This is a genomic window from Methylomonas koyamae, assembly GCF_019669905.1.
Lineage (GTDB): Bacteria > Pseudomonadota > Gammaproteobacteria > Methylococcales > Methylomonadaceae > Methylomonas > Methylomonas koyamae.
Map to the genome: position 1 here is coordinate 1279600 of NZ_AP019777.1, position 26234 is coordinate 1305833.

The window sequence follows — 26234 nt, forward strand, 5'->3', positions numbered from 1 at the left end:
TTCGAAAACAATTAACCAAGAGTCCGATTTTCTCATCATATAGATGGTGTTCCTTAAATTTACCCAGATTAAAAAGTTGCTTTGAAATCTTTGTCGGTCTTTGGGCATTAACAAGGTTTTTCCAAAAACCTTGAATATCTTACAGAATTCAGTGATGATGAAAATTATTCGGTCAGCCCATTTAGATTAAGCCTGCGGAGGAGTCGTAAACTATCGAAGTTAACCTTTGCCAAACAGGCACCCATGGAAACAAATAGAACACCAACGGTTATTGGCATTGGGGCTTCGGCCGGGGGATTGGAAGCACTCGAACAATTCTTTACCCATGTTCCACCAAACTGCGACGCTACGTTTGTCGTAATTCAACATCTTGATCCTACTAACCCCGGTATGCTGCCGGAATTGTTGCAGCGCTTCACAGCGATGAAGGTCGCTCAGGCCGAAGAGGGTATCAAGGTCAAAGCCAACTGCGTCTATGTAATCCCTTCCAATAAGGATTTATCGATTGCTCAGGGCAAGCTGCATCTACACGATCCTGTCGCGCCACGCGGCTTACGCCTACCCATCGACTTTTTCTTCCGTTCGCTGGCGAATGACCAGAATGAACGTGCCATAGGCGTAATTTTGTCGGGCATGGGTTCCGACGGCACGCTTGGTTTGCGTGCCATCAAGGCAAATGCGGGACTAGCGTTAGTGCAAACCCCAGATTCCGCTAAATTCGACGCCATGCCGCACAGTGCGATTGATGCTGGATTGGTGGATATTGCCGCGTCTCCAGACGCACTTTGGGAGAAGATAGCCACCTGTCTCCAACAAAGTCGACACGGTCGGTACAGGGTTTCCGAGCCGGTTTTGGCCCTTAAATCGCAAAGCGCACTAGAACAAATCATCCTGTTGCTGCGCTCGCGTACTGGCAACGATTTTTCGGGCTATAAGAAAAACACCCTGTATCGCCGTGTCGAACGGCGCATGGGCTTGCACCAGATCGACGTCATTTCTCATTACTTGCACTATCTGCGCGAAAACCTCCAAGAGCAGGATATGCTGTTCAAGGAGCTACTGATCGGTGTTACCCAATTCTTTCGGGATACCGCAGTATGGGAGCAACTGAAAAACCATGCCATTCCGAATTTGCTAGCCGAAAATCCCATGGCTACACAACTACGGGCTTGGGTTCCAGCCTGTTCGACCGGCGAAGAGGCTTATTCGCTGGCCATGGTGTTTAAGGAAGCCGTCACCCAAAGTAGCCTTGATCACATCTACAAATTACAGATTTTTGCCACCGATCTCGATGCCGATGCAATCGAAAAAGCCCGTCAAGGTTATTACCCCGCCAACATTGCCGCCGATGTTTCGCCAGAGCGGCTCAGTCGCTTTTTTGTCGCCGAAGACGATGGTTATCGGATAAACAAAGACATCCGGGAAATGGTGATCTTTGCCCAGCAAAACATCATCAGCGATCCACCTTTCACCAAACTCGATCTGCTCTGCTGCCGTAATTTATTAATTTATTTAGAGCCCGTGTGCCAGAAGAAACTGATGCCACTGTTTCATTACGCGCTGAGGGTGCACGGTATTTTGTTGCTCGGTAATGCCGAGACTATCAGCAATTTTGGCGACTTGTTCTCGGTTATCGATAGCCATTCGCGGCTGTATCGTCGTAATGATCAAGCTTTGCCCTTTGCAGATATAGAATTCCCGTCCAAATACTTTCCTGTCGTCACCATGATCCATTCAAATGCCCAGGCACCCAAAACCGCTTTAAATCTGCAAAGCCAGGTAGAGAGACTGTTATTGCAGCACTATTCACCCGCTGCGGTGTTGGTCAATGCCGACGGCGATATTTTGTATATCCATGGTCGTACCGGAAAATATCTGGAACCCGCCGCCGGTAAAGCCAATTTGAATATTCACGCCATGGCCCGGGACGGCCTAAGACATGAGCTGCCGATTGCCCTAAAGCAAGCTCAACAGCAAACCGAAGCGGTCACTGTGCGTGGTTTGACGGTGGGTACCAATGGCGGCAGCCAAACGATCGACCTTTCCGTGCAGGCTATCGACAAACCCGAAACCTTAAAAGGCTCGCTGTTGATCACCTTCACCGATGTGGCGACGCCGAAACCCAGAAAACGCAACCGGCACTCACCGAACGCCGAGATGCAGACGGTACTGGACGAGTTGCAAAAAGCGCGCGAAGAAAATCAAAGTCTGCGGGAAGAAGCGCAATCCTCGCAGGAAGAACTGAAATCCGCCAATGAAGAACTGCAATCGACCAATGAAGAGTTGCAGTCCACCAACGAGGAATTGACTACCTCCAAGGAAGAAATGCAATCATTGAATGAAGAGTTACAAACGGTCAACGCAGAACTGCAAGCCAAGGTCAGTGATCTATCCTTGGTCAACAATGACATGAAGAACCTGCTCGACAGTATGGAAATTGCGACTGTATTTCTTGACAATGCTCTGAATGTCCGCCGGTTTACTAGCCACGCCACGCATCTCTTCAAACTGATCGCAGGTGATGTGGGCCGTCCATTGTCCGACATTGTGACTGAACTCGATTATTCGCAGTTGCAGCAAGATGCCCAGAGCGTACTGCGAACATTGGTCTTTATTGAAAAGCAGGTCAAAACTCACAATAATCTTTGGTTTACAGTGCGTATCATGCCATACCGCACCCAAGACAATGTAATAGACGGCATTGTGATAACGTTTATCAACATTACCGAAACCAAAAAGCTGGAAGCGCAATTACGGGGGGGGTATGAAGCATGAAAAAAAACCGCTAGACCTCCGGCAAGATCCTGCAACACTGCGTCGTAGCGCCGAACAACAGCTAACAGCGAAACCGCAAACCGATGCGCAAACACCAAGCGAAGATAAAAAGCTGCTGCATGAATTACAGGTGCATCAGATCGAGCTGGAGATGCTCAACGAAAATTTGAGTCATGCCCAAGCAGAACTGGAAAAATCTTGGGCACGCTATTTCGATTTATACGATTTGGCCCCCGTAGGGTATCTAAGCCTCGGTAGCCGCAACATCATCCTGAATGCCAACTTGACTGCCACGACTTTGCTCGGCATGACACGTAAAGCCCTACTTAAAAGGTCTTTACCCGATTTTATCCTAGCCGCTGATCATGACAAGTATGACCTCCACCTCAAGCAATTGCAGGAGACCGGCAAACCACAGGTTTTTGAATTGCATTTGCTTAAGCAGGATGGCGGTGCAATTTGGGTTAGGTTAGAAATGAACCGGGCGGTGGGCGCTGGAAGCGATCAACTGCTGCGTGTCGTAATGATCGATATCAGCGAACAAAAAGCCAAAGATGACTATCTGCGGCAGGCTGCGGCTATGTTTGAGACTGCTCGTGAAGGTGTGATGGTGACAGATGCCGAAAACCGTATTGTGGTTGTCAATCGGGCATTTACCGAGCTCACCGGCTATAGCTCCGCTGAAGTGCTGGAACAAACGCCGAAAATCCTCAAATCAGGGCGACAAGATGAGGCTTTTTACGCGGCGATGTGGTCTGAAATCAACGCCACAGGTTATTGGCAAGGCGAAATCTGGAATAGACGTAAGAACGGCGAGATTTATCCGCAAATGCTTAGTATCAGAGCGGTTCGCAATGAAAACGAACAGGTGACGCATTATGTGGGCGTGTTCTCCGATATCAGTCAACTCAAAAATGCCGTCGATCGCCTGGATTACCTGGCGCATCATGATCCCCTGACCAGTTTACCGAATCGTCTGTTGTTATTTGCACGTTTGGAACACTGTATCGAGTTATCCAGTCGTGAACGCAAATCAGCGGCCTTATTGATGCTTGACCTGGATCGTTTCAAGGATGTCAATGACAGCTTTGGTCATCTAGCAGGTGATGAATTATTGCAACAGGTAGCAAGACGCTTATCCAGCCGCTTGCGTGGCGTTGATACCGTGACTCGACTGGGTGGTGACGAGTTTGCACTGTTGCTAGAAGATTTGTCTCATCCGCAAGATGCAGCATTGGTGGCGACCGAAATTATCGAAGCGCTCTGTGATCCTTGGCGATTGGCTAATGGAGTGGAAGTTCGCATTGGCGTTAGTATTGGTATTAGTTTGTTCCCAGAGCATGGCAGAACAGCAGAAGAACTGATGAAACAAGCCGATGCGGCCCTTTATCGGGCCAAGGACGAGGGTCGAGGTAACTTCAAATACTTTTCCGAAGAATTGACCGAAGCAGCCAAGCGCCGTATCAAACTGGAATCGCTTTTGCGTCGAGCAATTGTCAAACACGAGTTACAGGTTTATTACCAACCCCAGATAGATTTCAGAAGCGGTTTAATTATTGGTGCTGAGGTCCTACTCCGTTGGAATCAAGCTGACGAAGGCATGATATCGCCGATTCAGTTTATTCCGGTAGCGGAGGAAATCGGCTTGATTGCCGAGATCGGCGAATGGGTGCTAATGGAAGCGTGCCGCCAAGGTCAACGCTGGATAGAAGCAGGTTTTCCTACGCTCAGATTGGCCGTTAATCTATCACCTCATCAATTTCGACATGGCAATATTGTTGCCAGCGTGACAAGCATTCTCAAGGAAACCCGCTTTCCCGCCAAACACCTGGAATTGGAAATAACCGAAAGTACGTTGATGGCAAGGGAATGCGAAGCCGTGCAAATTCTAAGGGCTCTACGGACGTTGGGCATTCGCTTGGCGATTGATGATTTCGGCACCGGTTATTCTTCACTGGCGTATCTAAAACGTTTCCCTCTCGACATCCTGAAAATCGACAAGTCGTTTATAGACGACATTCCTGATCAAGAAGACGATAAAGAAATTGCTGCAGCCATTATCGGTATGGCGCATAACCTCCGATTGCAAGTGTTGGCAGAAGGGGTGGAAACCGAAGCGCAACTTAACTTTCTTAAAGAGCAAGGCTGCGATTTTTATCAAGGCTATTACAAAAGCCCGGCGGTGCCTGCTGAAACATTCGCCGCATTGCTAAAACCGTTTCAATAACGCTGCAGCGCTTAGCGAAGTATCAACGTTAAACGTAGATCGACCGCTTTAAGCGGACGTTCAATTTCCATAATTTAAGGCTTGGTCACTGTCGCTTATTGGCCGAATCCAGCCAAACCCAAACATCCTACAAATTTCATGCCCCCCACAATCTCCGCCATTCACGCCGACATTACCAAGCTGGCCGTCGATGCCATCGTCAATGCTGCCAATTCATCGTTGCTCGGCGGCGGCGGGGTGGATGGGGCGATTCATCGTCAGGCGGGGCCCGAATTATTGGCCGAGTGCCGAAGCCTGGGCGGTTGTGCGACCGGGGACGCCAAGTTGACCAAAGCTTACCGCTTGCCGGCCAAATACGTGATTCATACCGTCGGGCCGGTCTGGCGCGGCGGCCGGGAAAACGAGGCCACGCTGTTATCGGCCTGTTACCGAAATTCGCTGCGGCTGGCGCTGGCGCATCGGCTTGAAAGTCTGGCCTTTCCCTGCATCAGTACCGGTATTTACGGTTATCCACCGCGCGAGGCTGCCGCAATTGCGGTCGATAGCGTTGTGGGATTTTTAGACGGACAAGCGCATCGGCTGGCCGTGACCTTTTGCTGTTTTTCGGAAGCGGATTTGCAAATCTACCGCGCCTTGCTGAACCGGCCGGTTTAAGGCGTAACCACCACCTGGGCGAAGCCGCCGCCCGGCGTACGGAAATTGGTGGTCTGGCCCTGGTAGAGCCGGGCGCAAACCAGTTGGGTTTGGCCGCGGTAGACGAAATGGCGCAAATCCAGTTTCAAATCGCCGACATCCAGTTGCCGCTCGCTGGGTTTGACCAGTGCCTGCGCCACATAATCGTGGCGCAGAATTTCGTCGAACACCCGCAAAGTCAGCTTGTCGCCGCGGTAGGCCGCTTTGCTGCCGTAGCCTTTGGCCGGTTTGAAGAACAACTGCTTGCGGTGTTGCCAGAACCACTCGGCGTTTTGCGCTTCAACGATGCGGGTTTCGGCGATACCGCGGCGGAGAATATCGCGGCTGGCGGCGTCGATGCCGATTTCGGCCAGGAATTCGGCATCGCCGAGCAGGGCCAGATTTCGTTTGTCGGCATACAACGCATGGTTGCGCGGATGCGGCGTCAGCACCACGTCTGCGGCCAGATAGGCTTGCAACAAGGGCTGTTGTTTGGCTTGTTCCAAACCGAAGTCGGTCAACCGGTTGTAAACCAGATCGATCTTGATATCGCCGTGCCATAACGCCGCGTCGCGGTAGCTCAATTCGGCCGGATCGCAAATCAGCGCCCGGATGCCGTGGCGCTCGAACAGCGCCTGAAACAGCAGAAATTCCGGCCATAGGTATTGGTTTTGCGGGTCTTCGTCGACGATGGCGACGGTTTGCAAGGTTTGCCCGCCGCGTTCGCATCGCCATTCTTCGGCGAACATTTGCATGAACAAGGCTTCCGATGCGGTTCCGGCCGCCGCCAACGCCGGGCCGTCGCCGGGGCGTTGGCTGTCGGCTGCTTCGCAGCAACGCAGTTGCGCCCGGATCGCGACGGCGTTCAACAACCCGCCGCCGGCGTTGGAGTTGATCTCGATCAGCTTGGGGCCGTCCGGGCTTAAATGGAAATCGTAGCCGACGAACACGCCGTGCGCCTTGGCCGGAAAGCGTGCCGATTCCGGCGCATAGCGCAATACCCGTTCCTGATACGCCGGGTTGGCGATGGCCGTTTCGGCGGCGGCGATGACGGCCAATTGCGCCTGCAAGTTGGCCCGGTCCAGGAATACCGGCGCCTCGGCAAACAAATAAGGCCTTTCCTCGCCGACCATGCGGTATAAATCGTGGGTAGCGTCCCAATCGGCCAGTTCCCGGCGTAAAAGATCCCTGCTCAGCGAGGCGCAACGGCAGCTTCGGTTGAGTTGTTCGGCGCTGGCGGCCGGTTGCGGCAGGGGGGTAATAGTCATGAAATGGGCGGCGATGGCGAATTGGTTAGCGCTATTTTAACGCGGCCAACGGCGAGGCCCGGAAAAGTTTCGGCGGCGGCAAACCCATCGCGGCCGCCGTTGTGCCGAGTTTGGCCGGCTGCAAAACTTGTGTGAGAAAATGTAAATTTATGAAAATGCCTCAGCGGGCGATAACGCTTGCGCAGAGCCGAAATTCGGCTCCGGCCCGCTTAACCTATTGCACAGCAGCCATGTATTGTCCGATTTCTTTGTTCCGTTTTATGCCGCGTTTATTGGCGGTTTTGCTAATTTGCCATTGGGCCGTTGCCGGCGCGGACGAAACCGACGCCGGCAAGGCGATCGAGACCTTGCTGAACAGCGGCCGCCTGCCGTTGCTGGCCCGAGCTGACTTTTCCGAGCAACGCCCGGCATTGGCCCGCTTGTACGGCGCCAACGGTAACCGGCCATTGTGGTTCGGCGCCGCCAATCCGGCGCAGAATCGGGAACAGGCGTTGGCCATGTTGCGCAATGCCGCCGACGACGGGCTTGATCCGCGCCATTACGACGCGGAACGCTTGGCCGAATACGCCCGCCAGGCCAACTCCGCTCCGGCAGATGCCGTGGCCGGTTACGATGTGGCGTTGACCGTGGCGTTGCTGCGTTATGCCGGCGACCTGCATTCCGGGCGGGTCGATCCGCGGAAACTGGATTACCCGGCGCAACTCGGCACATTACGGCCGCAACCCGATTTGGCCGCGGTGTTGCAGCGTCATTTGCACATGCAAAGTCTGGCGAAACTGCCCGCCGAATTGGCGCCGGATAACGAACAATATCGCTTGCTGAAGCGGGCCTTGGCCGACTTTCGCCGGCAAGCGCCGAATTCCGCAGCCGGTTTGGCCTTCGCCAGATCCTTGCATCCCGGCGACCGCGACCCCCAGTTGCCCGAACTGCGCCGGCGGCTACGCGAGCTGAGCCTATTGGACAGTCCGGTTGCGGCCGATGCCGGCCAGACTGGCGATGAATACGACCCTGCTACGGTGGCCGCAATCATGCAGCTTCAGGACCAGCAAGGCTTGAAGGCGGACGGTGTTATCGGCCGGCAAACTCTGGCGCTGTTGAACCAATCGGTGCCGGAAAAAATTGCCGCCATCGAATTGGCGATGGAACGGATTCGCTGGCTGCCCGAGTCCGCCGGCGGACCGCATATCGTGGTCAATATCCCGGCGTTCCAGCTTTGGGCGTTCAAGGATGCCCAGGACCAGCAACCGCTGCGGATGAAGGTCATCGTCGGCAAAGCACCGGAAAATTTGACGCCGATGCTGGCCGAAGACATGAAATATCTGGAGTTCATGCCGTACTGGAATATTCCGAAAAGCATCATGGACAAGGAAATTTTGCCGAAACTGGAAGGCGACGAAGCCTTTCTGGACGACCAGGACATCGAGTTGGTCGAGCGTTTCAGCGACGACGAACAGGCCGAAGATATCGTCGCCGATCTGCGCCAAGGCCGGCTCCGCGCCCGGCAGCGTCCCGGCGCGAAAAACCCATTGGGGCGGGTGAAGTTCGTGTTTCCGAACAAGGCCGACGTTTACTTGCACGATACGCCGGGCAAGGCCGCTTTCAACCGCGACCGGCGCGACCTGAGCCACGGCTGCGTCCGCGTCGCCGAAGCCGAAAAGTTGGCCGAGTTCGTGTTGGACGGCCAGGAAGGCTGGAGCCTGGACAGCATCAGGCAAGCGATGGCCGGCCCCAAAACCCAGCGCGTCAGCTTAAAAAAATCGGTGCCGGTTTTGTTTTTCTACGCCACGGCATTCGTCGACCGCGACGGCCAGCCGCGCTTTTATCCGGATATCTACGGTTACGACGCCGCGCTACGCAATGCGCTGAACAAGCTGGCGCCGGAAAATGGCGCGCAATTGACCAGCAAGCTCAACGCCACCTCGGGCGGTTAAGCCGTCCGGGCGGCGATAGCGCCGGCCGCGTCGCGCCGCAATCCGCTGCGGCATATCCGCGTGGCCGCAGGCGTCGCTTCGCCGCGCTTGGCACTTCCACAACAAAAAATTTGCGGTAAATTCAGGGGTTCGGGGCGCAGCGCTCATTGTCTTCGGACCGTCATGAAAGTCTATTATCTTTACCGCAAACAAGCCTTGGCTCTATCCGCCGACCAGGCCTGGCAGTTTTTTTCGTCCCCGCACCACTTGAACCGCATCACGCCGGATTTTTTTCATGTCGACATCGCTTCGCCGGTGCCCGACGACATTTACGGCGGCTTGCTGATTTGTTACCGGATGCGGGCGGTGTTCGGTTGGCCGATGGTTTGGTTGTCGGAAATCAGCCATTGCGACAAACCGCGCCGCTTCGTTTACCAGCAAAAGGTGGGGCCGTTCGCGTTCTGGAGCCACGAAGTGGCAATCAACGAAGCGGCCGGCGGGGTCGAGGTGGAAGACATCGTGTTTTATGCGATGCCGTGGGGCTGGTTCGGCAGGTTGATGCACGGTTTGTTGATCGGCAGCAAATTGCGGCAAATTTTCGATACCCGGCGCGATTATCTGCAGCGGCATTGGGGCGTTGCCGCGGCCGAACCGCGCTGATTCGCCTAATTGACATTTACCCCGGCCAAGCATTTAATCCCGACTACAAATTCAACCTACAGGAGGCTGATATGGCTGAAGAATCAGGTTATTTGGACCCATCCGGCGACCGGGTCGCGGCAATCGTGCAGAATCTGGACCGCGACGTGGAACGCGGCGAAGACACCATCATGTTGGGCTACGGTCTGGTGCTATTGGCGCCGGCCTTCGCGCCGCTGCTGCCGCCCAGTATTCTGTTGCCGTTGATGGCGATTACCTTTGCCGTTTCGGCCAGCGCGGCGCGTTGGCATTTCTACAAGATGGCGCGTAAATTGGCGTATTCCATGGCCGTATTGGAATATTCGGAACAGGCGAAGCTGAAGCCTATTGCCCAGGTGTTCGAAGACCACCCCCAGCAAACCTTGGCCGTCGCCTTCAATCCGCTGAAAAACCTGAAACGCACTTGGAAAAGCATTCTGGGCGGGCTGATGATCAACCCGTTCTGGGGGCCGATTTTTTACATGCTGGGCGTGCAGTTTGTCGAAGACAAACATTTTTTCGTACTGAATAAAGCCGTGATCAGCGTCGAGCAAAAAATCATGCCTATCCTACTCCGCGACGAATAAGCCCGTTTGGCGATACTGCCGCTTAGTCAAAGGCTTAGCGCTCGGTTTGCCCAACGGCGAGTCCGTTTTAGTTGGATTCGGACACGGAATGTCCGTAGCATACCTATCGGACGAAAGTACAGTTATGCACAGAAACTGTGGATAAAGTTGTGGCCAAGTCGTGGGCAAACTGCCCGAAAGCCCGTCCCATTTGTAACGTTTTTAAATTGGATAAAATTTAGCCAGCCGATTTTTGGCTATGCTTATTCCCTATAGAGCACAAGAGCCGTCGGTTGGCCCCGAACGGCCGTTCGTAACACACTGAAAAGGTCGCGCCATGCCCAAGCAAACCCTGACCATCGACGGCAACCAGGCCGCCGCCAGCATCGCCTACAAACTCAACGAAGTCATTGCCATCTACCCGATTACCCCGTCTTCGCCGATGGGCGAATGGGCCGACGAATGGGCCTCGCGCGGCCAAGCCAACTTGTGGGGTACCGTGCCGCAAGTGGTCGAACTGCAAAGCGAGGCCGGCGCCGCCGGCACCATTCACGGCGCGTTGCAGGCCGGCACGCTGGCGACCACGTTCACCGCCTCGCAAGGGCTGCTGTTGATGCTGCCGAATATGTACAAAATCGCCGGCGAACTCAGCCCGGCCGTGTTCCACATTGCCGCCCGCTCGTTGGCGGCCCAAGGCTTGTCCATCTTCGGCGACCACAGCGACGTGATGGCGGCGCGGATGACCGGTTTTGCGATGCTGTGTTCCAATTCGCCGCAGGAAGTGCAGGATCTGGCCTTGATTAGCCACGCGGTATCCTTGCAAAGCCGGGTGCCGTTCATGCACTTTTTTGACGGTTTTCGTACCTCGCACGAAGTCGCCAAAATCGTCGAAATCGACGATAGCGTGATACGCGGTATGGTCGACGACGCCTGGGTTGCTGAACACCGCGGCCGCGCCTTGACGCCGGATAAGCCGGTGCTGCGCGGCACGGCGCAAAACCCGGACGTGTATTTTCAGGGGCGGGAGTCGGTCAACTCGTTCTACGCCGCGTTACCGGAAATTGCCCAGCAAGCGATGGACCGTTTCGCCGGCCTGACCGGTCGCCAATACCGTTTGTTCGAGTATGTCGGCGCCGCCGATGCCGAACGGGTGATCGTGTTGATGGGCTCCGGCGCCGAGGCGGTCGAGGAAACCCTGGATTATCTGAACCGGCAGGGCGAAGCGGTCGGCTTGCTGAAAGTGCGCTTGTTCCGGCCGTTCTCGCCTGAGCATTTGATAGCCGCGTTGCCGGCCGGCGTCCGTAACATCGCGGTATTGGACCGCACCAAGGAACCCGGCGCCGACGGCGAGCCGCTGTATAAAGACGTGCTGGCTGCCGTGGCGCAAGCCTTCAGCCAGGGCGAAAAATTCAGCCGGATGCCGCGCGTGGTCGGCGGCCGCTACGGCTTGTCGTCCAAGGAATTCACGCCGGGCATGGTCAAGGCCGTTTACGACGAGCTGAAACAAGACAAACCCAAAAACCAGTTTACGATCGGCATCCACGACGACGTCAGCCATACCAGCCTGGTCTGGGACGCCGCTTACCGCACCGACGCCCACGACCAAACCTTTCAAGCCATGTTTTACGGCCTGGGCAGCGACGGCACGGTCGGCGCCAACAAGAACACCATCAAAATCATCGGCGAAGAAACCGATTTGTACGCCCAGGGGTATTTCGTCTACGACTCGAAAAAGTCCGGCGCGGTGACGGTATCGCATCTGCGCTTCGGACCGCAGCCGATCCGTTCCAGCTACTTGATCGGCGAAAACGACGCCCAATTCATCGGCTGCCACCAGGCCGTGTTTCTGGAGCGTTACGACATGCTGGCCAATGCGGCCGCCAATGCCGTGTTTTTATTGAATAGCCCGGCCCCGGTCGACCGCGTTTGGGAAACGTTGCCGCGCAAGATGCAGCAGCAGATGCTGGATAAAAACATCCGTTTTTACCTGATCGACGGCAATGCGGTGGCCGAGAAGTCCGGCATGGGCAAGCGCATCAATACCATCATGCAGACCTGTTTTTTCGCGATTTCCGGCGTATTGCCGCAGGCACAGGCCATCGACGCGATCAAACACGCCGTGCAAAAAACCTACGGCAAAAAAGGCCAGCGCATCGTCGATTTGAATTTCAAAGCCATCGACGAGACGTTGGCCGGGCTACAGCAAGTGGCGTTGCCGAAACAAGCTACGAGTGCCTTCGACATCGTGTCGCGGATCGGCGATAGCGCGCCGGACTTTATCAAACGCGTCACCGCCGAAATCATCGCCGGCCGCGGCGACGCGCTGCCGGTCAGCGCCATGCCGGCCGACGGCACCTTTCCGACCGGCAGCGCGGCTTACGAAAAACGCAATCTGGCGTTGGAAATTCCGGTCTGGGAAACCGATCTGTGCACCCAGTGCGGCAAATGTCCGATGGTGTGCCCGCACGCGGCGATCCGCAGCAAAATCGTGCCCAACGAAGCCTTGAGCGACGCGCCAGCCACGTTCAAACATGCCTCAATGCTGGGCAAGGATTTCCCGGCCGGCTTGTCGATCAGTTACCAGGTGGCGCCGGAAGACTGCACCGGTTGCGGTTTGTGCGCGGACATTTGCCCGATTCGCGATAAAACCAACGCCAGCCGCAAGGCCTTGAACATGGCGCCGCAAGCGCCGCTGCGCGAGCCGGAAAGCAAGAACTGGGAATATTTTCTGTCTTTGCCGGAATACGACCGCCGACTATTGAAAACCAATACCATCAAAGGCTCGATGGTGTTGCAACCCTTGTTCGAATTCTCCGGCGCCTGCGTCGGCTGCGGCGAAACGCCTTACGTCAAACTGGTGTCGCAATTGTTCGGCGACCGGATGGTGGTGGCCAATGCCACCGGCTGCTCGTCGATATACGGCGGCAACCTGCCGACCACACCGTGGACCAAAAATGCCGAGGGCAGGGGGCCGGCCTGGAGCAATTCGCTGTTCGAGGACAACGCCGAATTCGGCTTAGGGATGCGGGTGGCGATTGACAAGCAGGCCGAGCACGCCGCCGAACTGTTGGTGTCGCTGCGGGAAACCTTGGGCGGCGAGTTGGTCGATGCGATTCTGCACGCCGACCAAGCCGACGAAGCCGGTATTTACGAACAGCGCCAACGCGTTGCCGCGCTCAAACGACAACTGCTGTCGTTAAGCCAGCCGGAGGCGCAAATGCTGTTGCCTCTGGCCGACTATCTGTGCAAGAAAAGCGTCTGGATCATCGGCGGCGACGGCTGGGCTTACGACATCGGTTACGGTGGTCTCGACCACGTGCTGGCCAGCGGCCGCAACGTCAATATCCTGGTGTTGGACACCGAGGTGTATTCCAACACCGGCGGCCAGACCTCCAAGTCGACGCCGATGGGGGCGGTGGCCAAATTCTCGGCCGGCGGCAAGCCGACCGCCAAGAAAGATCTGGCCTTGCTGGCGATGGACTACGGCAACGTCTACGTCGCCCACGTCGCCTATGCCGGCAAGGATACCCAGACTCTCAGCGCGTTTTTGGAGGCGGAAGCCCACAACGGCCCGTCCATCATCATCGCCTACTCGCCGTGCATCGCCCATGGCGTGGATTTATCCAACAACCACCGCCAGCAAAACCTGGCCGTGAAAAGCGGGCATTGGCCGTTGTTTAGGTTCAACCCGGCCAAGATTCAGCAGGGCAAGAACCCGATGCAACTGGATTCGGCCGAACCGTCGATTCCTTACCGCGACTTTGTCATGACCGAAACCCGCTTCAGCATGTTATGGCAGAGCCATCCGGACCATGCCGAGGCTTTCTTGAAACAAGCCCAGCACGACGTCAAAAACCGCTACCGTTATTACCAACAATTGGCGGCTTTGGACTGGAGCGACGCGACCAGCGTGGCCGCCGCCAAAGCCCAAGTCAAAGCCGATCTGGCCCAGGAGCAAAGCAATGGTTGATTTAGCCACCGAATATTTGGGCCTGAAACTGGCGCATCCCTTGGTACCGTCGGCTTCGCCGTTGAGCAAGGACTTGGACAGCGCCCGCCGTCTGGAAGATGCCGGCGCGGCAGCCATCGTGTTGTCATCATTGTTCGAGGAAAAAATCGAAGCCGAGCAACAGCAGATGGAACGTTTTCTGTTCGGCCAGGGCATAGGTTACGGCGAGGCCGACTCGTTTCATCCGTTGCCGCCGCAAATTTTGACCTACCAGGAACAGTACCTGGAACACCTGCAACGCCTGAAAAGCGCGTTGCAAATTCCGGTGATCGCCAGCCTGAACGGCACCTCGGTCGGCGGCTGGATCGAATACGGCAAAGCCTTGCAGGACGCCGGCGCCGATGCCTTGGAACTGAATATCTACCATCTGGCGGCCGACATTGCCGAAAGCAGCGAGACGGTCGAAAACCGCTATCTGGACATCGTTCGCGAATTGAAGCGCCAAATCGGTATCCCGCTGGCCCTGAAACTGTCGCCGCAATTCAGCTCGCCGCTGCATTTCGTGCAACGCCTGCAACAGGCCGGCGCCGACGGCGTGGCCTTGTTCAACCGCTTTTACCAGCCGGATATCGATCTGGAAACGTTGGAAGTGGTGCCGAAGCTGCAATTGTCGACCCCGGCCGAAGCCTTGTTGCGGGTGCGCTGGACTGCATTGATGTATGGCCGGGTGCCATTGTCGCTGGCGGTGACCGGCGGCTTCCATCAGGCCGAAGACGTGATCAAGGCCTTGCTGGCCGGCGCCGACGTTGTGCATCTGTGCAGCGTGTTGCTGGCGCAGGGCGTCGGTAAACTGGACGAGATTCGTAACGAGCTGGCGCATTGGTTGATCGAACACGAATACGAGTCGGTCGTCCAAATGAAAGGCAGCGTCAGCCGCCAGCACGCCATCGACCCCAGCGCTTACGAACGGGCCAATTACATCCACGTACTGGACAGTTATACCCCGGCGCCGGGCGTGTTGCGTTAACCCGGCGATGCGGGATTTGGACGAACTGTTCGCCGGCTTGGCCAAATCCCGGTTTCGCAGCCGGTTTAACTTGAATGCCAAAGACTTGCAGTACCTGCACACCAAGGGCATAGAAACCATCCTCAGTCACGCCGACGATTTCATCGGCAAGCGCCTGGCCCCCGCCCAACCGTTGAACGACGGCCAACAAACCCCTTACCGCGGCCATCCAGTGTTTGTCGCTCAACATGCGACGGCCTGCTGCTGCCGCGGCTGCCTGGAAAAATGGCACCGGATTCCGCAGGGCAGGGAGCTGAATCTCGATGAACGTAACTACATCCGTTCCGTGTTGGAGCGCTGGTTGCTCGCGCTGTTATAAAGAAGCCAACTCTCGAGCATTCGGCTAGCGGCTGTAAAGTTGGTCGACCAGATCTTTAAACCACGCCGGCCGAAACAGCATGACGTACAAAATCGTCAGTTCCAGTATCGGCAGCGGGATGATGTGCAACACGATCAAAACCAGCAATACCACGCAGCAAACCAGCAATTTCGGAAAGAAGGGGGCTGTATTCATGATGATCTCCTACGAAACGGCTTTCGGATTTGTTCTCCGCTAAGCCGGGCGGTTAACGCCATTTAAATACCAATACGGTGATATCGTCCGCGAATTTTTCGGTACCGCAGAATCTGCGCAAGGAGTCGAGTAAGGCGTCGATTATCCCTTGCGGCGGCAAGTCGGCGTTGGCGGCAATTTCGGATTTAACCCGTTCCAGACCGAAAAAGCCGTGCTCGCCATGCTCGGCTTCGACCAGGCCGTCGGTATAAAGCACAATCAAATCGCCCGCGGCCAATTCGACGGTTTTGCGTTCGAAGCGAACGTCTTGGCGCAAACCGACGATCAGGCCGTCGGCATCCAATTCGGCGAACTGCCGGCTATGGCGGTTGAACAGCAACGGCGGCGGGTGGCCGGCATTGGCGAAGTGCAGTTGCCGGCGTTCCGGGTCGACTTGCAAGTAAAACAAAGTCAGAAAGTAATCGGCCCGATTCAAGTCGTTGAATAAAAACCGGTTCAGGGCCGACAGCACCGCTTCCGGCGCCGCTTCGCTACTGCTTTTCATCCGGATCGCGCTACGGGTTTCGACCATGAACAAGGCCGGACCGATGGAATGGCCGGAAACGTCGGCGATGACGATGTCGAGCCGGCCGCCGTCGCGGTAAAAATAATCGAAATAGTCGCCGCCGACCTTATCCGCCGGCAGGCAAACCCCGGTGATCTCGAATTCGCCGGTTTTCAACGGCGCGGCCGGCGACAGGCCGGCCTGGATTTGCTGGGCGATTTTCAGCTCGTTCTGCGCCACCGCCAATTCCACCTGGGCTTGGCGAATTTGCCGTTCCGCCGCTTTACGGCCGGAGATGTCGTGGATGAAAGCGCTGAAAATGTAGCTGTCGCCCAGTTTCAACGGCGCCACGCTGAGTTCGACCGGAAACTCGCTGCCGTCGCGCCTGAGCGCGACCTGTTCGGTCTGGCGGTTTAGAATCGGGCCGCTGCCGCTTGCCAGAAACCGGCGCATACCACTGCGGTGCGCGGTGCGAAACCGCGGCGGGATGATCAAATCTTCCAGGCGAGCGCCGATTGCCGCATCCACCGGCCAACCGAACATCTGTTCGGCGCGCCGGTTCCAATCGGTGACGATACCGTGGGCATCCATGATGATGATGGCGTTGATCGAGCTTTCGATGATCAGCCGGGTGCGTTTTTCCGATTCGATCAGGGCATTCTGAAACTGCATCCTGGCGGTAATGTCCCTATCCACTCCGCGCCATTTCACCAGATTGCCGGCGGCATCGAGCAACGGCAATCCGGTCGATTCGGTGATGACCGGATGGCCGTCACTATGCCGGTAATGGTTGACCAGGGCATGAAACGACTGCTGGCTGGAGGACATGCCGACATGGGCTTGCTGGTCTTGCGCGGTCAGCAGTTCGGTGTAATGTTTGCCGATGATTTGCGCCGGCGTCAGCCCCAGGATTTGTTCGACCGCGATGCTGCTGTACAGGTAGTAACCCTTGGGGTCCTGTTCCCACAGCCATTCGCCGGACAAATCGGCCATTTGCCGGAAGCGCTGTTCGCTTTCGGCCAGGGCCGATTCCACGGCTCTGCGGCCGGTAATGTCCTCGGCGACCGCCAAATAGTGGGTGGTGTTGCCCTGGCTGTCCTTGATCGCGCTGATGCTTTCCGCGACCCAGTATTCCCGGCCGTTTTTGTGGCGGTTGCAAATTTCGCCCTGCCATTCGCCGCTTACCGCCAACTGCCGCCACAACTCTTGATAATCCTGCTGCGACATCTTGCCGGATTGCAGCAAATTGGGGTTTTGGCCAAGCAACTCGGCTTCGGCATAACCGCTCAGCGCCGAGAAGCGGGGATTGACGTAGACGATGCGGCCGCTAGCGTCGGTCACCATCATTGCGCTGGCGCTCTGCTCGATGACCCGGCGCATCACCAAAAAGTCGCTGGCCGGATCGATGGCTTGGATCAACAACAGTGCTTTGCCGGCACCCGGCCGGGGCGGCGGTAGCGAACTGGCCGTGACCAGGGCCTGAAAGCTATGGTTTCTGGCCACCAGTTCCGCTTCGAAGCATTCGGCGGCATCGCGTTGCCGAGCGCGCGCCAACGCCGCCCGGCACAGCGCCAGGCTGGACGGTGCCAGGATCCGCTCCAGCGGCAAACCGGCCAGTTCGTGAGCGCCGTAGCCGAGCAGCCCGGCGGCGGCCCGGTTCGCGCTGTCGATGGTCGGGCTCGCCGGTTCGCCGTCGCCTGTCGGGTAGCCGACAAGCAGCAGATTGAAGGTCAGGCTATCGATCAGTTGCCGCATGGTTAGTCCGGTAGCGCCAGGCCTCAGACCCGGCTATGCAAATGCGCCGCCAGCCGCTGCATCGCGGCCGAGGCGTCGGCGGGATCGAGACGGACGTTGATGATGCTGGGCGAGCTGCGGTTGTCCAGCGCCGCTACCAGCGCCGCCTCGAACGCTTCCTCGGTGCTGGCGGCGTAGCCTTGCAGCGGGCCGAACACCTCGCCGAGCCGGTCGAAGCGCCAATCGCCGATGTCGTTGAACGGGCCCTCCAAGATGAAGCGCTCGGTACTGTAACCGCGGTTGTTGAAGACGACCACAATCGGGTCCAGGCCCAGGCGGGCGAAAGTAGCCAGTTCGGTGCCGGTCATCTGAAACGCGCCGTCGCCGACCAAAACCAGGGCGCGGCGGTCGCGGCGGGCGATTTGGGCGCCCAGCGCCGCCGGCACGGCAAAGCCCATGCTGGTGTAAAAGGCGGACGACAGGAATTCCGACTGTTCGTGCACTTGCAGGTCTATCGTCGCAAACAGGCAGTCGCCGACGTCGCAGACCACGATGAATTCGGGGCCGAGGGCTTGGTTCAAGCGGCCGACCAGGCGGGAAGTGGTGATGGTGCGATCCGGCAATGGAAAATCCGGCGCGGTCACCGCCGCCGCTGCGGCAACGAATTTTTCCGGCCGCACCGGTACCGATTTGGCCAACGCGTGCAGGAAATCCTTCAGCAATACCCGCGGGTAACGGTGCGAGCTGATCACGACTTCGTCCTGCGCCGCTCTGACCATATGCTGCGGGTCGAGCTTGGCCGTATAAATGCCGGTATCGACGTCGTTCAACGTCACGCCCAGCATCAGCAACAAATCGGCTTGTTCGACCAGATAACGGGTGTATTCGGCGCTCATGGCGCCTTCGTAGATGCCGAGATAGGCCGGATGCCGTTCGGCGATTACCGATTTGCCGGTCAGCGTTGCCGCAACCGGCAGGCCGGAGCGGTTCACCAAATCGACCAGCACGCCTTGCAAGCCGCGGCGGTGGATTTCCACCCCGGCGACGATGATGGGCGAACGGGATTTCTCTCCCAACTCCATCGTTTCCGCCACCGCTTCGGCCAATGCGGTTTCGTCGCTGCCGAAGGCTTCCTGCTCCGGCTCCGGAATCGGGTAGCCGGCCACTCTGACCCGGTCCCGCGGAATTTCGATGTAGACCGGTTTGGAATAGTGGCGGGCGGCGGCCAGCGCCTGGTCGATCTGGCGGCAGGCGATCACCGGGTCGTTCAGCACCACGCTGGCGCAGGTGATGCGTTCGAAGATTTCGCGCTGAAAGGTGAACGGCCCGAAGCGGTGGTGCAGCAACGGGTCGTTGCGTTGTTCTTCCACCCCCGGCGCACCGCTGATTACGACCACCGGCGACGACTCGGCATGGGCGCCGGCAACGGCGTTGACCGTATTCAGCGCGCCGACGCCGTATGTCACCGCGACCGCGCCCAACCCGGAGCAGCGGGCGTAACCGTCGGCGGCAAAGGCCGCGGTGTCCTCGCGGGTGGTGCCGATGTGGCGGATCGGGCTGTGTACCATTTGGTCGTAAAAGCCGAGGATGTAATCGCCCGGCACGCCGAAAATGTCTTTGACGCCCAGGGCGTACAGCCGCTCGAGCAGGTATTGGCCGATACTTTCGGCGGATTGGCTGGGCATGGTGGCCTCCGGTAATGGTTTGGCTGAAAGTGTTTCCGGCGCCGGCGCCGAAATATCCGGGTAAAGTTTGAACGTAAGACTAGATTAAATATCGAAGTTTCCGCAGCGGCAATCTCGGCCCGATATTCGGTAGCCGTCAATTGCTGCTAGACTGCGGCCGAACCGGCGCGCGAAAACGTAAATCCCCAGCGTTATTTATGAAATTAGAACTCGAAAAACAGCATGGCCTTAACGTGGTAACCATCCGCGAGCCGCGGGTCGATGCCCATAATTCGGCGGAATTGAAGGACTATTTGGCGCAATTGATCGAGAGCGGCGAAAACCGAATTTTGGTGCAACTGGCCGAAGTCCGTTTCATCGACAGCTCGGGGCTGGGCGCGCTATTGTCGGCCTACAAAAGAACCGCGGCCGATGCCGGGCAGTTCGCGCTGAGCAACGTGCAGCCGCAGGTGTTGTCGATGTTCGAAATTACCCGGCTGAACCGCGTGTTCGAAATTTACGCCGATGCCAAGGACGTGGCCCCGAATTAGCCGACGAGGTTGCCTATGTGTCCCACCTCCATCCAAATCGATGTCGTCATCCCGACTCACACCAAGTATCTTGATCTGATCGGGAGCATCGGCGAGCGCGTCGTCAAGGAGTTGGACGGCTTTGCCGGCGACCGGGAAGCGTTGGCCTACCAATTGAACCTGGTATTGACCGAAGCGGCGGCGAACGTGATCAAGCACGCTCACGACGCCGCCAGCAAAGATAAAGTGCGGGTCACGATCCAACTGCTGGACGATACGCTGACGCTGAAGGTTTACGACCACGGCCAGGGCTTCGATTTGGATACGGTGCCCAGCCCCGATTTCGCCGCCGCACCGGAAAGCGGCATGGGCTTGTTTCTGATCCGGTCGGTGATGGATAAGGTCAGTTACACCCGCCAAGCCGACTACAACGTGCTGGAACTGGTCAAATATTTGAAATGATCCGGTGCCGTGGCATCCTGGATCATCGAGCCGAACCGCGTTGGCCTGCGCGGCGTCCGGCCTAACTCCCCTCTCTAACCGGCAGCCGCCGCCAACCGTAGGACATCGACCATGCAGAATCAGGACCGGTCCTGGAACGAAGAGCTTTTCGGCGCATTGCAACAGGCGCTCGGTGGCGAGCACGCGGCGGCGCTGTGGCGCAACTATGCCGCCGCCTTTCCGTTCGATTACCAGGCGCTGATCGCGCCGCAGCAAGCCGTCCGGGATCTGCTGAATCTGGAACGCTTGTCCGGGCCGGCGGCGCAAGCCGCCGAATTGCTGGAACCGGCCAACGCCGCCGACGCCTACCGCCTGCATTTTTACGGCACCCGGCAACGCTATCTGGACGAGTTCATACCGGTGCTGGAGAACCTGAATTTGCGGGTGTTGGACCAGGTCCAGTTCGTATTGCGCCTGGAGCGGCAAACGGTTTATTTGAAAAGTTTCAGCGTCAAGCCGGCCTCCAACGATTGCGCGCCGCTGGAGCGGGTCAAACCGCAGTTGCTGGCGACGATACAAGCGGTGATGGCGGGCTGGGTCGAGAACGACGGCTTGAACCGGTTGGTGACCTTAACCGGCATGGATTGGCGCGACTGCGACCTGTTGCGTACCTACCGCAACTATTTCCTGCAACTGCATAACTGGGCCAGCAAAGCCACCATCCACCAGGCCTTGGCGGCCAATCCCGCGGCCGCGCAAGGCTTGTTCGACTATTTCGAAGCCCGGTTTCGCCCCAATCCGGAATGGCAGGATTATGCGGTCAGAGACGAACAGGTGTTGTTTCCGTTGCGCATGCAACTGCTGCAAACCATGGCGGCGGTGGCGAATATTCAGCACGACCGGATCTTGCGCGGCCTGTTCAATCTGATCGACGCCACGGTGCGCAGCAATTTCCACTTGCGGCGCGAGGCCGCGGAGCACTTCATAGCGATCAAGCTCAACAGTCTGGGCGTGATCGATATGCCGGCGCCGCGACCGCAATACGAGATTTACGTGCACGCCGCCGATATGGAAGGCATCCATCTGCGCGGCGGCCGGGTATCGCGCGGCGGCATTCGCTGGTCGGACCGGATCGACGATTTCCGCACCGAAATCCTGGATCTGATGCAGACCCAAATCAGCAAGAACGCGTTGATTATCCCAACCGGCGCCAAGGGCGGTTTCGTCGTCAAGCCCGGCGCGGCGGGCCAGGATGCCAAGCTGGCCGGGCAGCAGGCCTATCGCCGCCTGATCCGCGGCTTGCTGGATTTGACCGACAACCTGCAGGACGGCGTCGTCGCCAGTCCGCCGCAGTTGGTGGTGCACGACGACCCCGACCCGTATCTGGTGGTGGCGGCCGATAAAGGCACGGCTAAATTCTCCGATATCGCCAATGCCGTCGCCGCCGAATACCGGTTCTGGCTCGGCGACGCCTTTGCCAGCGGCGGCTCGCACGGTTACGACCACAAGGCGCTGGGGATTACCGCGCGCGGCGCCTGGGAATGCGTCAAACGCCATTTCCGGGAAATGGGCAAGGACATTCAAACCGAAGCTTTCAGTGTGGTCGGCATCGGCAGCATGGACGGCGACGTGTTCGGCAACGGCATGTTGCTGTCGCCCGGCATCCGCTTGCTGGCGGCGTTCAGCGGCCAGCACATCTTCATCGACCCGAATCCGCCGGCCGACGAAACCGCGTTCAACGAGCGTAAGCGCTTGTTCGAGCTGCCCGGTTCCAGTTGGCAGGATTACGACCGGAATTTGATCTCGGCCGGGGGCGGCGTCTATAGCCGCAGCGATAAGGACATTCCGGTGTCGCCGGAGCTGAAGAGCTGGCTGGGTATCCGCTACCGCAGCATAGACGGCGAAGCGCTGATCCAGTATCTGCTGAAGGCGCCGGTGGAGTTGTTGTGGCTGGGCGGCATCGGTACCTACGTCAAGGCCGCTGCCGAACGCCATGCCGATGTCGGCGACCGCGGCAACGACAACGTGCGGGTCGATGCCGGCGAATTGCGGGCGCTGGTGGTCGGCGAGGGCGCCAACCTGGGTTTTACCCAGGCCGCCAGAATCGAGTACGCCTTGCGCGGCGGCCGAATCAACACCGACGCGGTGGATAATTCCGCCGGCGTCGACACCTCGGACCATGAAGTCAATTTGAAAATCTTGCTGGCCGGTCTGCACAAGCAAAACCTGGTCGACGACTGCCAAACCTTATTCGAAAGCTTGACCGAGGCGGTCTGCGCCGATGTCTTGCAAGACAACATCGAGCAAAGCCTGTGCTTGTCGCTGGATCAAATCCGCTGCCAGGCCGATCCGGCCCTGTTCATGCAGGTGGCGGAACGGCTGGAGGCTGCCGGTTTCCTGGATCGGAGCGTCGAATCGTTTCCGGAGGCGAAAGACGTGATGGCCCGGCCCGGCCAAGCTTTGACCCGTCCGGAGCTGGCGGTGCTGATGGCGGCGGCGAAAATGTTTCTGGTGCGGCAGTTGCAAAAGCGGCCCGAGCATCTCGATGTAGCTCGCTACCAGCCGTATTTGGCGGCCTATTTTCCGGCGCCGCTGCGCGAGCGGTTCGGCGCGCATCTGGCCGCACACCCGTTGGCCGCCGAGATCAAAGCTACCGTGATTGCCAATCGGATCGTCAACCAGGCCGGCAGCGGTTTTCTGGCCTTGGACGACGGCGAAAACGGCGGCATTCTCGGTGTCGTCGACGCTTACCTGGCGTTCGACCAGGCTTTGGCCGCCGAAGCGTTGCGGGCAAGGCTGGCGGCGGTGGGGCCCGAGCTGGCTGCCGAACTCCGTTACCAATGCTTGCTGCATTTGGAGCAGGCGTTGTCCGGATTTTGCCTGTGGGCGGCAGCCCGGCAGCCCGCCGTCGCGGCCGACGCCGACACGGTAAGCCTTTTCCGCGGGCTATTGGCCGAATACCGGCGCTACCAGTTTGCCGACGGCGAGATTCCGCAGGCGGCCAAATATGAGCAAGCCGGCATGCCGGCCGATTTGGCGGCGGAGATCGGCTTTGTCGAAAACCTGCCGAATTTTTTGTGGCTGGCGGGATTGGTCGAAGAGAGCGGACGCGATTTCGCCAGCGTCGACCGCTTGCTGCAATCGGTCGATCAAACCTTGGCCATCCGCCCGTTGGCGCAGCAATTGGCGCAGATCCCGCAACGCGACTACTGGGTCAGAAGCGTGTGTGCCGCGCTGCAGGCGGATTTGCGCCGCTGCGCCGGTGCATGGGTCAAGCAAATGCTGGCGCACGGTTGTAGTTCCTGCGCCGAGTATGTGGAACTGAAGCAATTGCGGCCCGGCTTGAACCGCTACCGCAAAATTCATGCGGAAAGCCGCAAGTTGATGTCGTTGAATCTGCTCAGTTATGTCGTGCTGGTGCGGGCGTTGGGCGCGGTGCTACCGGCGCAAGCCAATTCGGGCTGAAAACGTCCGTTGACCGCCGTCGGCTGCCGAGAGTCCGATTTTTTGCGGTTTTTGCATTCTAGGGTTGGAATGTAGATCGGTTCCTGTTTTTTAATCCGGACGGTTTTAGGCAAAACTTGGTTGGGAGGAATGCTCGTTACCGGCGATTTAGAGCCACAGAATGCACGCAAAACAATGGCGAAAACCATCTGTGTCCAGTCAATTGTCTGATTTGTCTAGGGGCTGTTGCCATTTTCAAACAATAGCCTTGAAATTGAGCGGCTCTGCCTCAGTAGATTGATTTTTCAATCAAAAGACAAGCAACCGATGCCACGACAATTGTTTACGGACGAATACTGGAATAAATTCAAAGCCATCATGTTAAGCCTGGGGATTTACGACAAGCCTTCGCTCCGGCAAACGGTAGAAGGGATTTTTTATCGCATGCGAGTCGGCTGCCCCTGGCGAGACCTGCCTGCCACGTTTGGTAAGTGGAATGCCGTGTACAAACGGTTCAATGCGTGGTCACTGCAAGAAAAACTGATGGGCATTTTTCGAGGTCTAGTTGTGGCACCCGATTTGGAATGGACCTTTATTGACGGCAGTATCGTAAAAGCGCATCAGCATAGTAGTGGCGCGGCTCGTGAACAGGATGCCGCGATTGGGAAATCCGTCGCGGGTAACACCACGAAAATCCATATGGCCGTTGATGCCTGCGGGCTGCCTATTCATTTCTCGGTCACCGGTGGTGAAGTCCATGACTGTAAAGAAGCGCCGAAATTAGTGGCTAAACTGCCTTTGGCTGACTACACGGTCGCTGACAAAGGCTATGACAGTGAACCTCTAAGGATTCAAATTCGAGAGAAAGGGAGTGTGCCCATCATTCCTAGAAAACAGAATTCAATCGTCGGGAATGACGGAATGGATTGGTGTCTCTACCAATATCGCCACCTCGTTGAAAATGTCTTTGCGCGATTGAAACATTTCAGAGCCATCGCGACGCGATATGACAAATTGAAACGCAATTTTGAAAGCGTTGTCGCTTTGGCCTGCGCTTTTATTTGGTTACCCATGTAAAACGGCAACAGCCCCTAATAATCCAGATGTAGATACCGTCTTAAAAGTCAACTTTGGAGAGCATAGTCGGCTCGGTAAGGCTCGCGAGTTTTCAGGACACCAAAGCACAAATGTACGAGTTTACGCATAGCACCACCGAGAGCAGACATTTTGGTTTTTCCACGTGCCTGCAAACGCAGATAGAGTGCTTTGAGATGTGGGTTGTATTGAACGCCGACCACGGTGGCCATGTAAAGGATGGCGCGTATACGGGCGGGGCCAGCTTTAGATAGTCGGGGCCGCCCTTGAATCGACGAACCGGACTGTCGCTCCACGGGCACCAAACCCAGGTAAGCGGCCAGTTGTTCGGCGGATTGAAAGTGATGATTGTGCATCACCGCTAACAAGTGATTGCTAACCTGGGGACCGACGCCGGGAATACTGATTAACAGCGTCCGGTCCGCCTTCAGTTCAGGGTGCTGATCGATATGGTCGTCGATGTCGATCTGGAGTTTAGCGAGTTGCGTTTCCAGGAAAGCAATAGAGTCGAGTAGGGATTGGTGAATCAGCGCTGGGGTATCGGTGGCCCGGGCTTTTTCCAGGCGGTTGCGCTCGCGTTGCAAATCCTGGGCGATCGCTTCACGGCGGGATAACAGGGCTTGCAAGGTGCGAGCTTCTGGAGTTGGAGGTGTCCAAGGCCTGGGGTTCAACAACGCGCCGTAACGAGCCAACACCAGACTATCGACGCCGTCGGTCTTGGTGCGCACACCCAGGCTGCGGCCAAAGTCTTTGACTTGAGCGGGATTTACAATCGAGACCGTGACGCCTGCATCGCTCAAGGCGAGTGCAGCCTGTTCGTGATAAACGCCGGTCCCTTCCAGGATAGCGTGTAGCGTGTCAGGCGTGGCCTGTTGCTTTACACACCAAGCTAGCAGATCGTCGACGCCCGCTTTGGAATTGGTAACGGATTTCGCACGGCGTTTGGCAGTGGCAACATCCAATAACAGACTGCAATCAAGTTTGGCTTTAGAAACATCGATACCGATAAAAAACATAGAGTGATTCAGCATGAAGAAACAAAATAAACCAACCGAGCCCACTTGCCTTGTGCATACAGGGTCATTGCCCTTGGCTACCGTTCAGTGTCTTCGTTGGCGTCAGAAGCGAGACAGAAGGCTTAATCTACATGCCAAGGT

The 26234-nt window shown here is 57.2% G+C and carries 18 protein-coding genes; 13 read left to right on the forward strand and 5 right to left on the reverse strand.

What is annotated here, in order from left to right:
- Positions 1–243: 243 nt before the first annotated feature.
- The 3 genes from MKFW12EY_RS06260 (at position 244) to MKFW12EY_RS06270 (ending at position 5656) form a co-directional block, all read left to right on the forward strand.
- Positions 244–2775, forward strand: coding sequence for a chemotaxis protein CheB (locus MKFW12EY_RS06260; RefSeq protein ID WP_221054196.1), 2532 nt, complete (start codon positions 244–246; stop codon positions 2773–2775).
- Positions 2765–5002, forward strand: a complete 2238-nt coding sequence (locus MKFW12EY_RS06265; RefSeq protein WP_221054197.1) for a putative bifunctional diguanylate cyclase/phosphodiesterase — start codon at positions 2765–2767, stop codon at positions 5000–5002. Before MKFW12EY_RS06260 ends, MKFW12EY_RS06265 begins: the two co-directional genes overlap by 11 nt.
- A gap of 138 nt (positions 5003–5140) precedes the next feature.
- Positions 5141–5656 (forward strand): O-acetyl-ADP-ribose deacetylase, encoded by a 516-nt coding sequence (locus MKFW12EY_RS06270; protein ID WP_054763433.1) that lies wholly within the window; start codon positions 5141–5143, stop codon positions 5654–5656.
- Here the strand turns inward: MKFW12EY_RS06270 and MKFW12EY_RS06275 are convergent.
- Positions 5653–6942, reverse strand: coding sequence for a hypothetical protein (locus MKFW12EY_RS06275; protein WP_221054198.1), 1290 nt, complete (start codon positions 6940–6942; stop codon positions 5653–5655). The genes MKFW12EY_RS06270 and MKFW12EY_RS06275 overlap by 4 nt on opposite strands.
- A 230-nt stretch (positions 6943–7172) precedes the next feature.
- Between MKFW12EY_RS06275 and MKFW12EY_RS06280 the strand changes: the two genes are divergently transcribed.
- The 6 genes from MKFW12EY_RS06280 (at position 7173) to MKFW12EY_RS06305 (ending at position 15430) form a co-directional block, all read left to right on the forward strand.
- Positions 7173–8873, forward strand: coding sequence for a L,D-transpeptidase family protein (locus MKFW12EY_RS06280; protein ID WP_054763199.1), 1701 nt, complete (start codon positions 7173–7175; stop codon positions 8871–8873).
- A gap of 162 nt (positions 8874–9035) precedes the next feature.
- On the forward strand, positions 9036–9512 hold the full coding sequence (locus MKFW12EY_RS06285) for an SRPBCC family protein (protein ID WP_054763198.1): 477 nt from the start codon (positions 9036–9038) through the stop codon (positions 9510–9512).
- Between the two features lie 71 nt (positions 9513–9583).
- Positions 9584–10117 (forward strand): hypothetical protein, encoded by a 534-nt coding sequence (locus tag MKFW12EY_RS06290; protein ID WP_096876776.1) that lies wholly within the window; start codon positions 9584–9586, stop codon positions 10115–10117.
- 316 nt (positions 10118–10433) lie between these two features.
- Positions 10434–14066, forward strand: a complete 3633-nt coding sequence (nifJ, locus tag MKFW12EY_RS06295) for a pyruvate:ferredoxin (flavodoxin) oxidoreductase (RefSeq protein WP_221054199.1) — start codon at positions 10434–10436, stop codon at positions 14064–14066.
- Positions 14059–15072: a dihydroorotate dehydrogenase-like protein gene (locus MKFW12EY_RS06300; RefSeq protein ID WP_054763197.1), complete on the forward strand. Its 1014-nt coding sequence runs from the start codon at positions 14059–14061 to the stop codon at positions 15070–15072. The genes nifJ and MKFW12EY_RS06300 overlap by 8 nt, the downstream gene beginning before the upstream one ends.
- Positions 15073–15079: 7 nt before the next feature.
- A complete protein-coding gene (locus MKFW12EY_RS06305; protein ID WP_054763196.1) occupies positions 15080–15430 on the forward strand; it encodes a DUF4186 domain-containing protein in 351 nt (116 codons plus the stop codon).
- Between the two features lie 24 nt (positions 15431–15454).
- Here MKFW12EY_RS06305 and MKFW12EY_RS06310 read toward each other — a convergent pair whose 3' ends face one another.
- From MKFW12EY_RS06310 to MKFW12EY_RS06320, 3 genes are read right to left on the reverse strand one after another with little or no spacing between them, the layout of a single operon-like run.
- The gene (locus tag MKFW12EY_RS06310; RefSeq protein WP_172680348.1) at positions 15455–15625 is read right to left on the reverse strand and encodes a hypothetical protein; all 171 of its coding nucleotides are present in this window, start codon (positions 15623–15625) and stop codon (positions 15455–15457) included.
- A 52-nt stretch (positions 15626–15677) separates the two neighbouring features.
- Positions 15678–17924, reverse strand: a complete 2247-nt coding sequence (locus MKFW12EY_RS06315) for a PAS domain S-box protein (RefSeq protein ID WP_221054200.1) — start codon at positions 17922–17924, stop codon at positions 15678–15680.
- Positions 17925–17947: 23 nt separating this feature from the next.
- The gene (locus MKFW12EY_RS06320) at positions 17948–19588 is read right to left on the reverse strand and encodes an alpha-keto acid decarboxylase family protein (protein WP_221054201.1); all 1641 of its coding nucleotides are present in this window, start codon (positions 19586–19588) and stop codon (positions 17948–17950) included.
- 197 nt (positions 19589–19785) lie between these two features.
- Here MKFW12EY_RS06320 and MKFW12EY_RS06325 point away from each other — a divergent pair, with 197 nt between their 5' ends.
- The 4 genes from MKFW12EY_RS06325 to MKFW12EY_RS06340 all read left to right on the forward strand — a co-directional run bounded on the left by MKFW12EY_RS06325 (position 19786) and on the right by MKFW12EY_RS06340 (position 25059).
- Positions 19786–20118: an STAS domain-containing protein gene (locus tag MKFW12EY_RS06325; protein WP_054763501.1), complete on the forward strand. Its 333-nt coding sequence runs from the start codon at positions 19786–19788 to the stop codon at positions 20116–20118.
- A 15-nt stretch (positions 20119–20133) separates the two neighbouring features.
- On the forward strand, positions 20134–20559 hold the full coding sequence (locus MKFW12EY_RS06330; protein ID WP_054763502.1) for an ATP-binding protein: 426 nt from the start codon (positions 20134–20136) through the stop codon (positions 20557–20559).
- A 111-nt stretch (positions 20560–20670) separates the two neighbouring features.
- Positions 20671–24003 (forward strand): NAD-glutamate dehydrogenase domain-containing protein, encoded by a 3333-nt coding sequence (locus MKFW12EY_RS06335; protein ID WP_221054202.1) that lies wholly within the window; start codon positions 20671–20673, stop codon positions 24001–24003.
- Positions 24004–24309: 306 nt separating this feature from the next.
- Positions 24310–25059 (forward strand): IS5 family transposase, encoded by a 750-nt coding sequence (locus tag MKFW12EY_RS06340; RefSeq protein WP_054763859.1) that lies wholly within the window; start codon positions 24310–24312, stop codon positions 25057–25059.
- A gap of 47 nt (positions 25060–25106) precedes the next feature.
- Here the strand turns inward: MKFW12EY_RS06340 and MKFW12EY_RS06345 are convergent, their stop codons facing one another.
- Entirely contained in the window at positions 25107–26093 is a 987-nt protein-coding gene (locus MKFW12EY_RS06345) for an IS110 family RNA-guided transposase (protein ID WP_245006449.1), read from the reverse strand.
- Positions 26094–26234 lie beyond the last annotated feature (141 nt).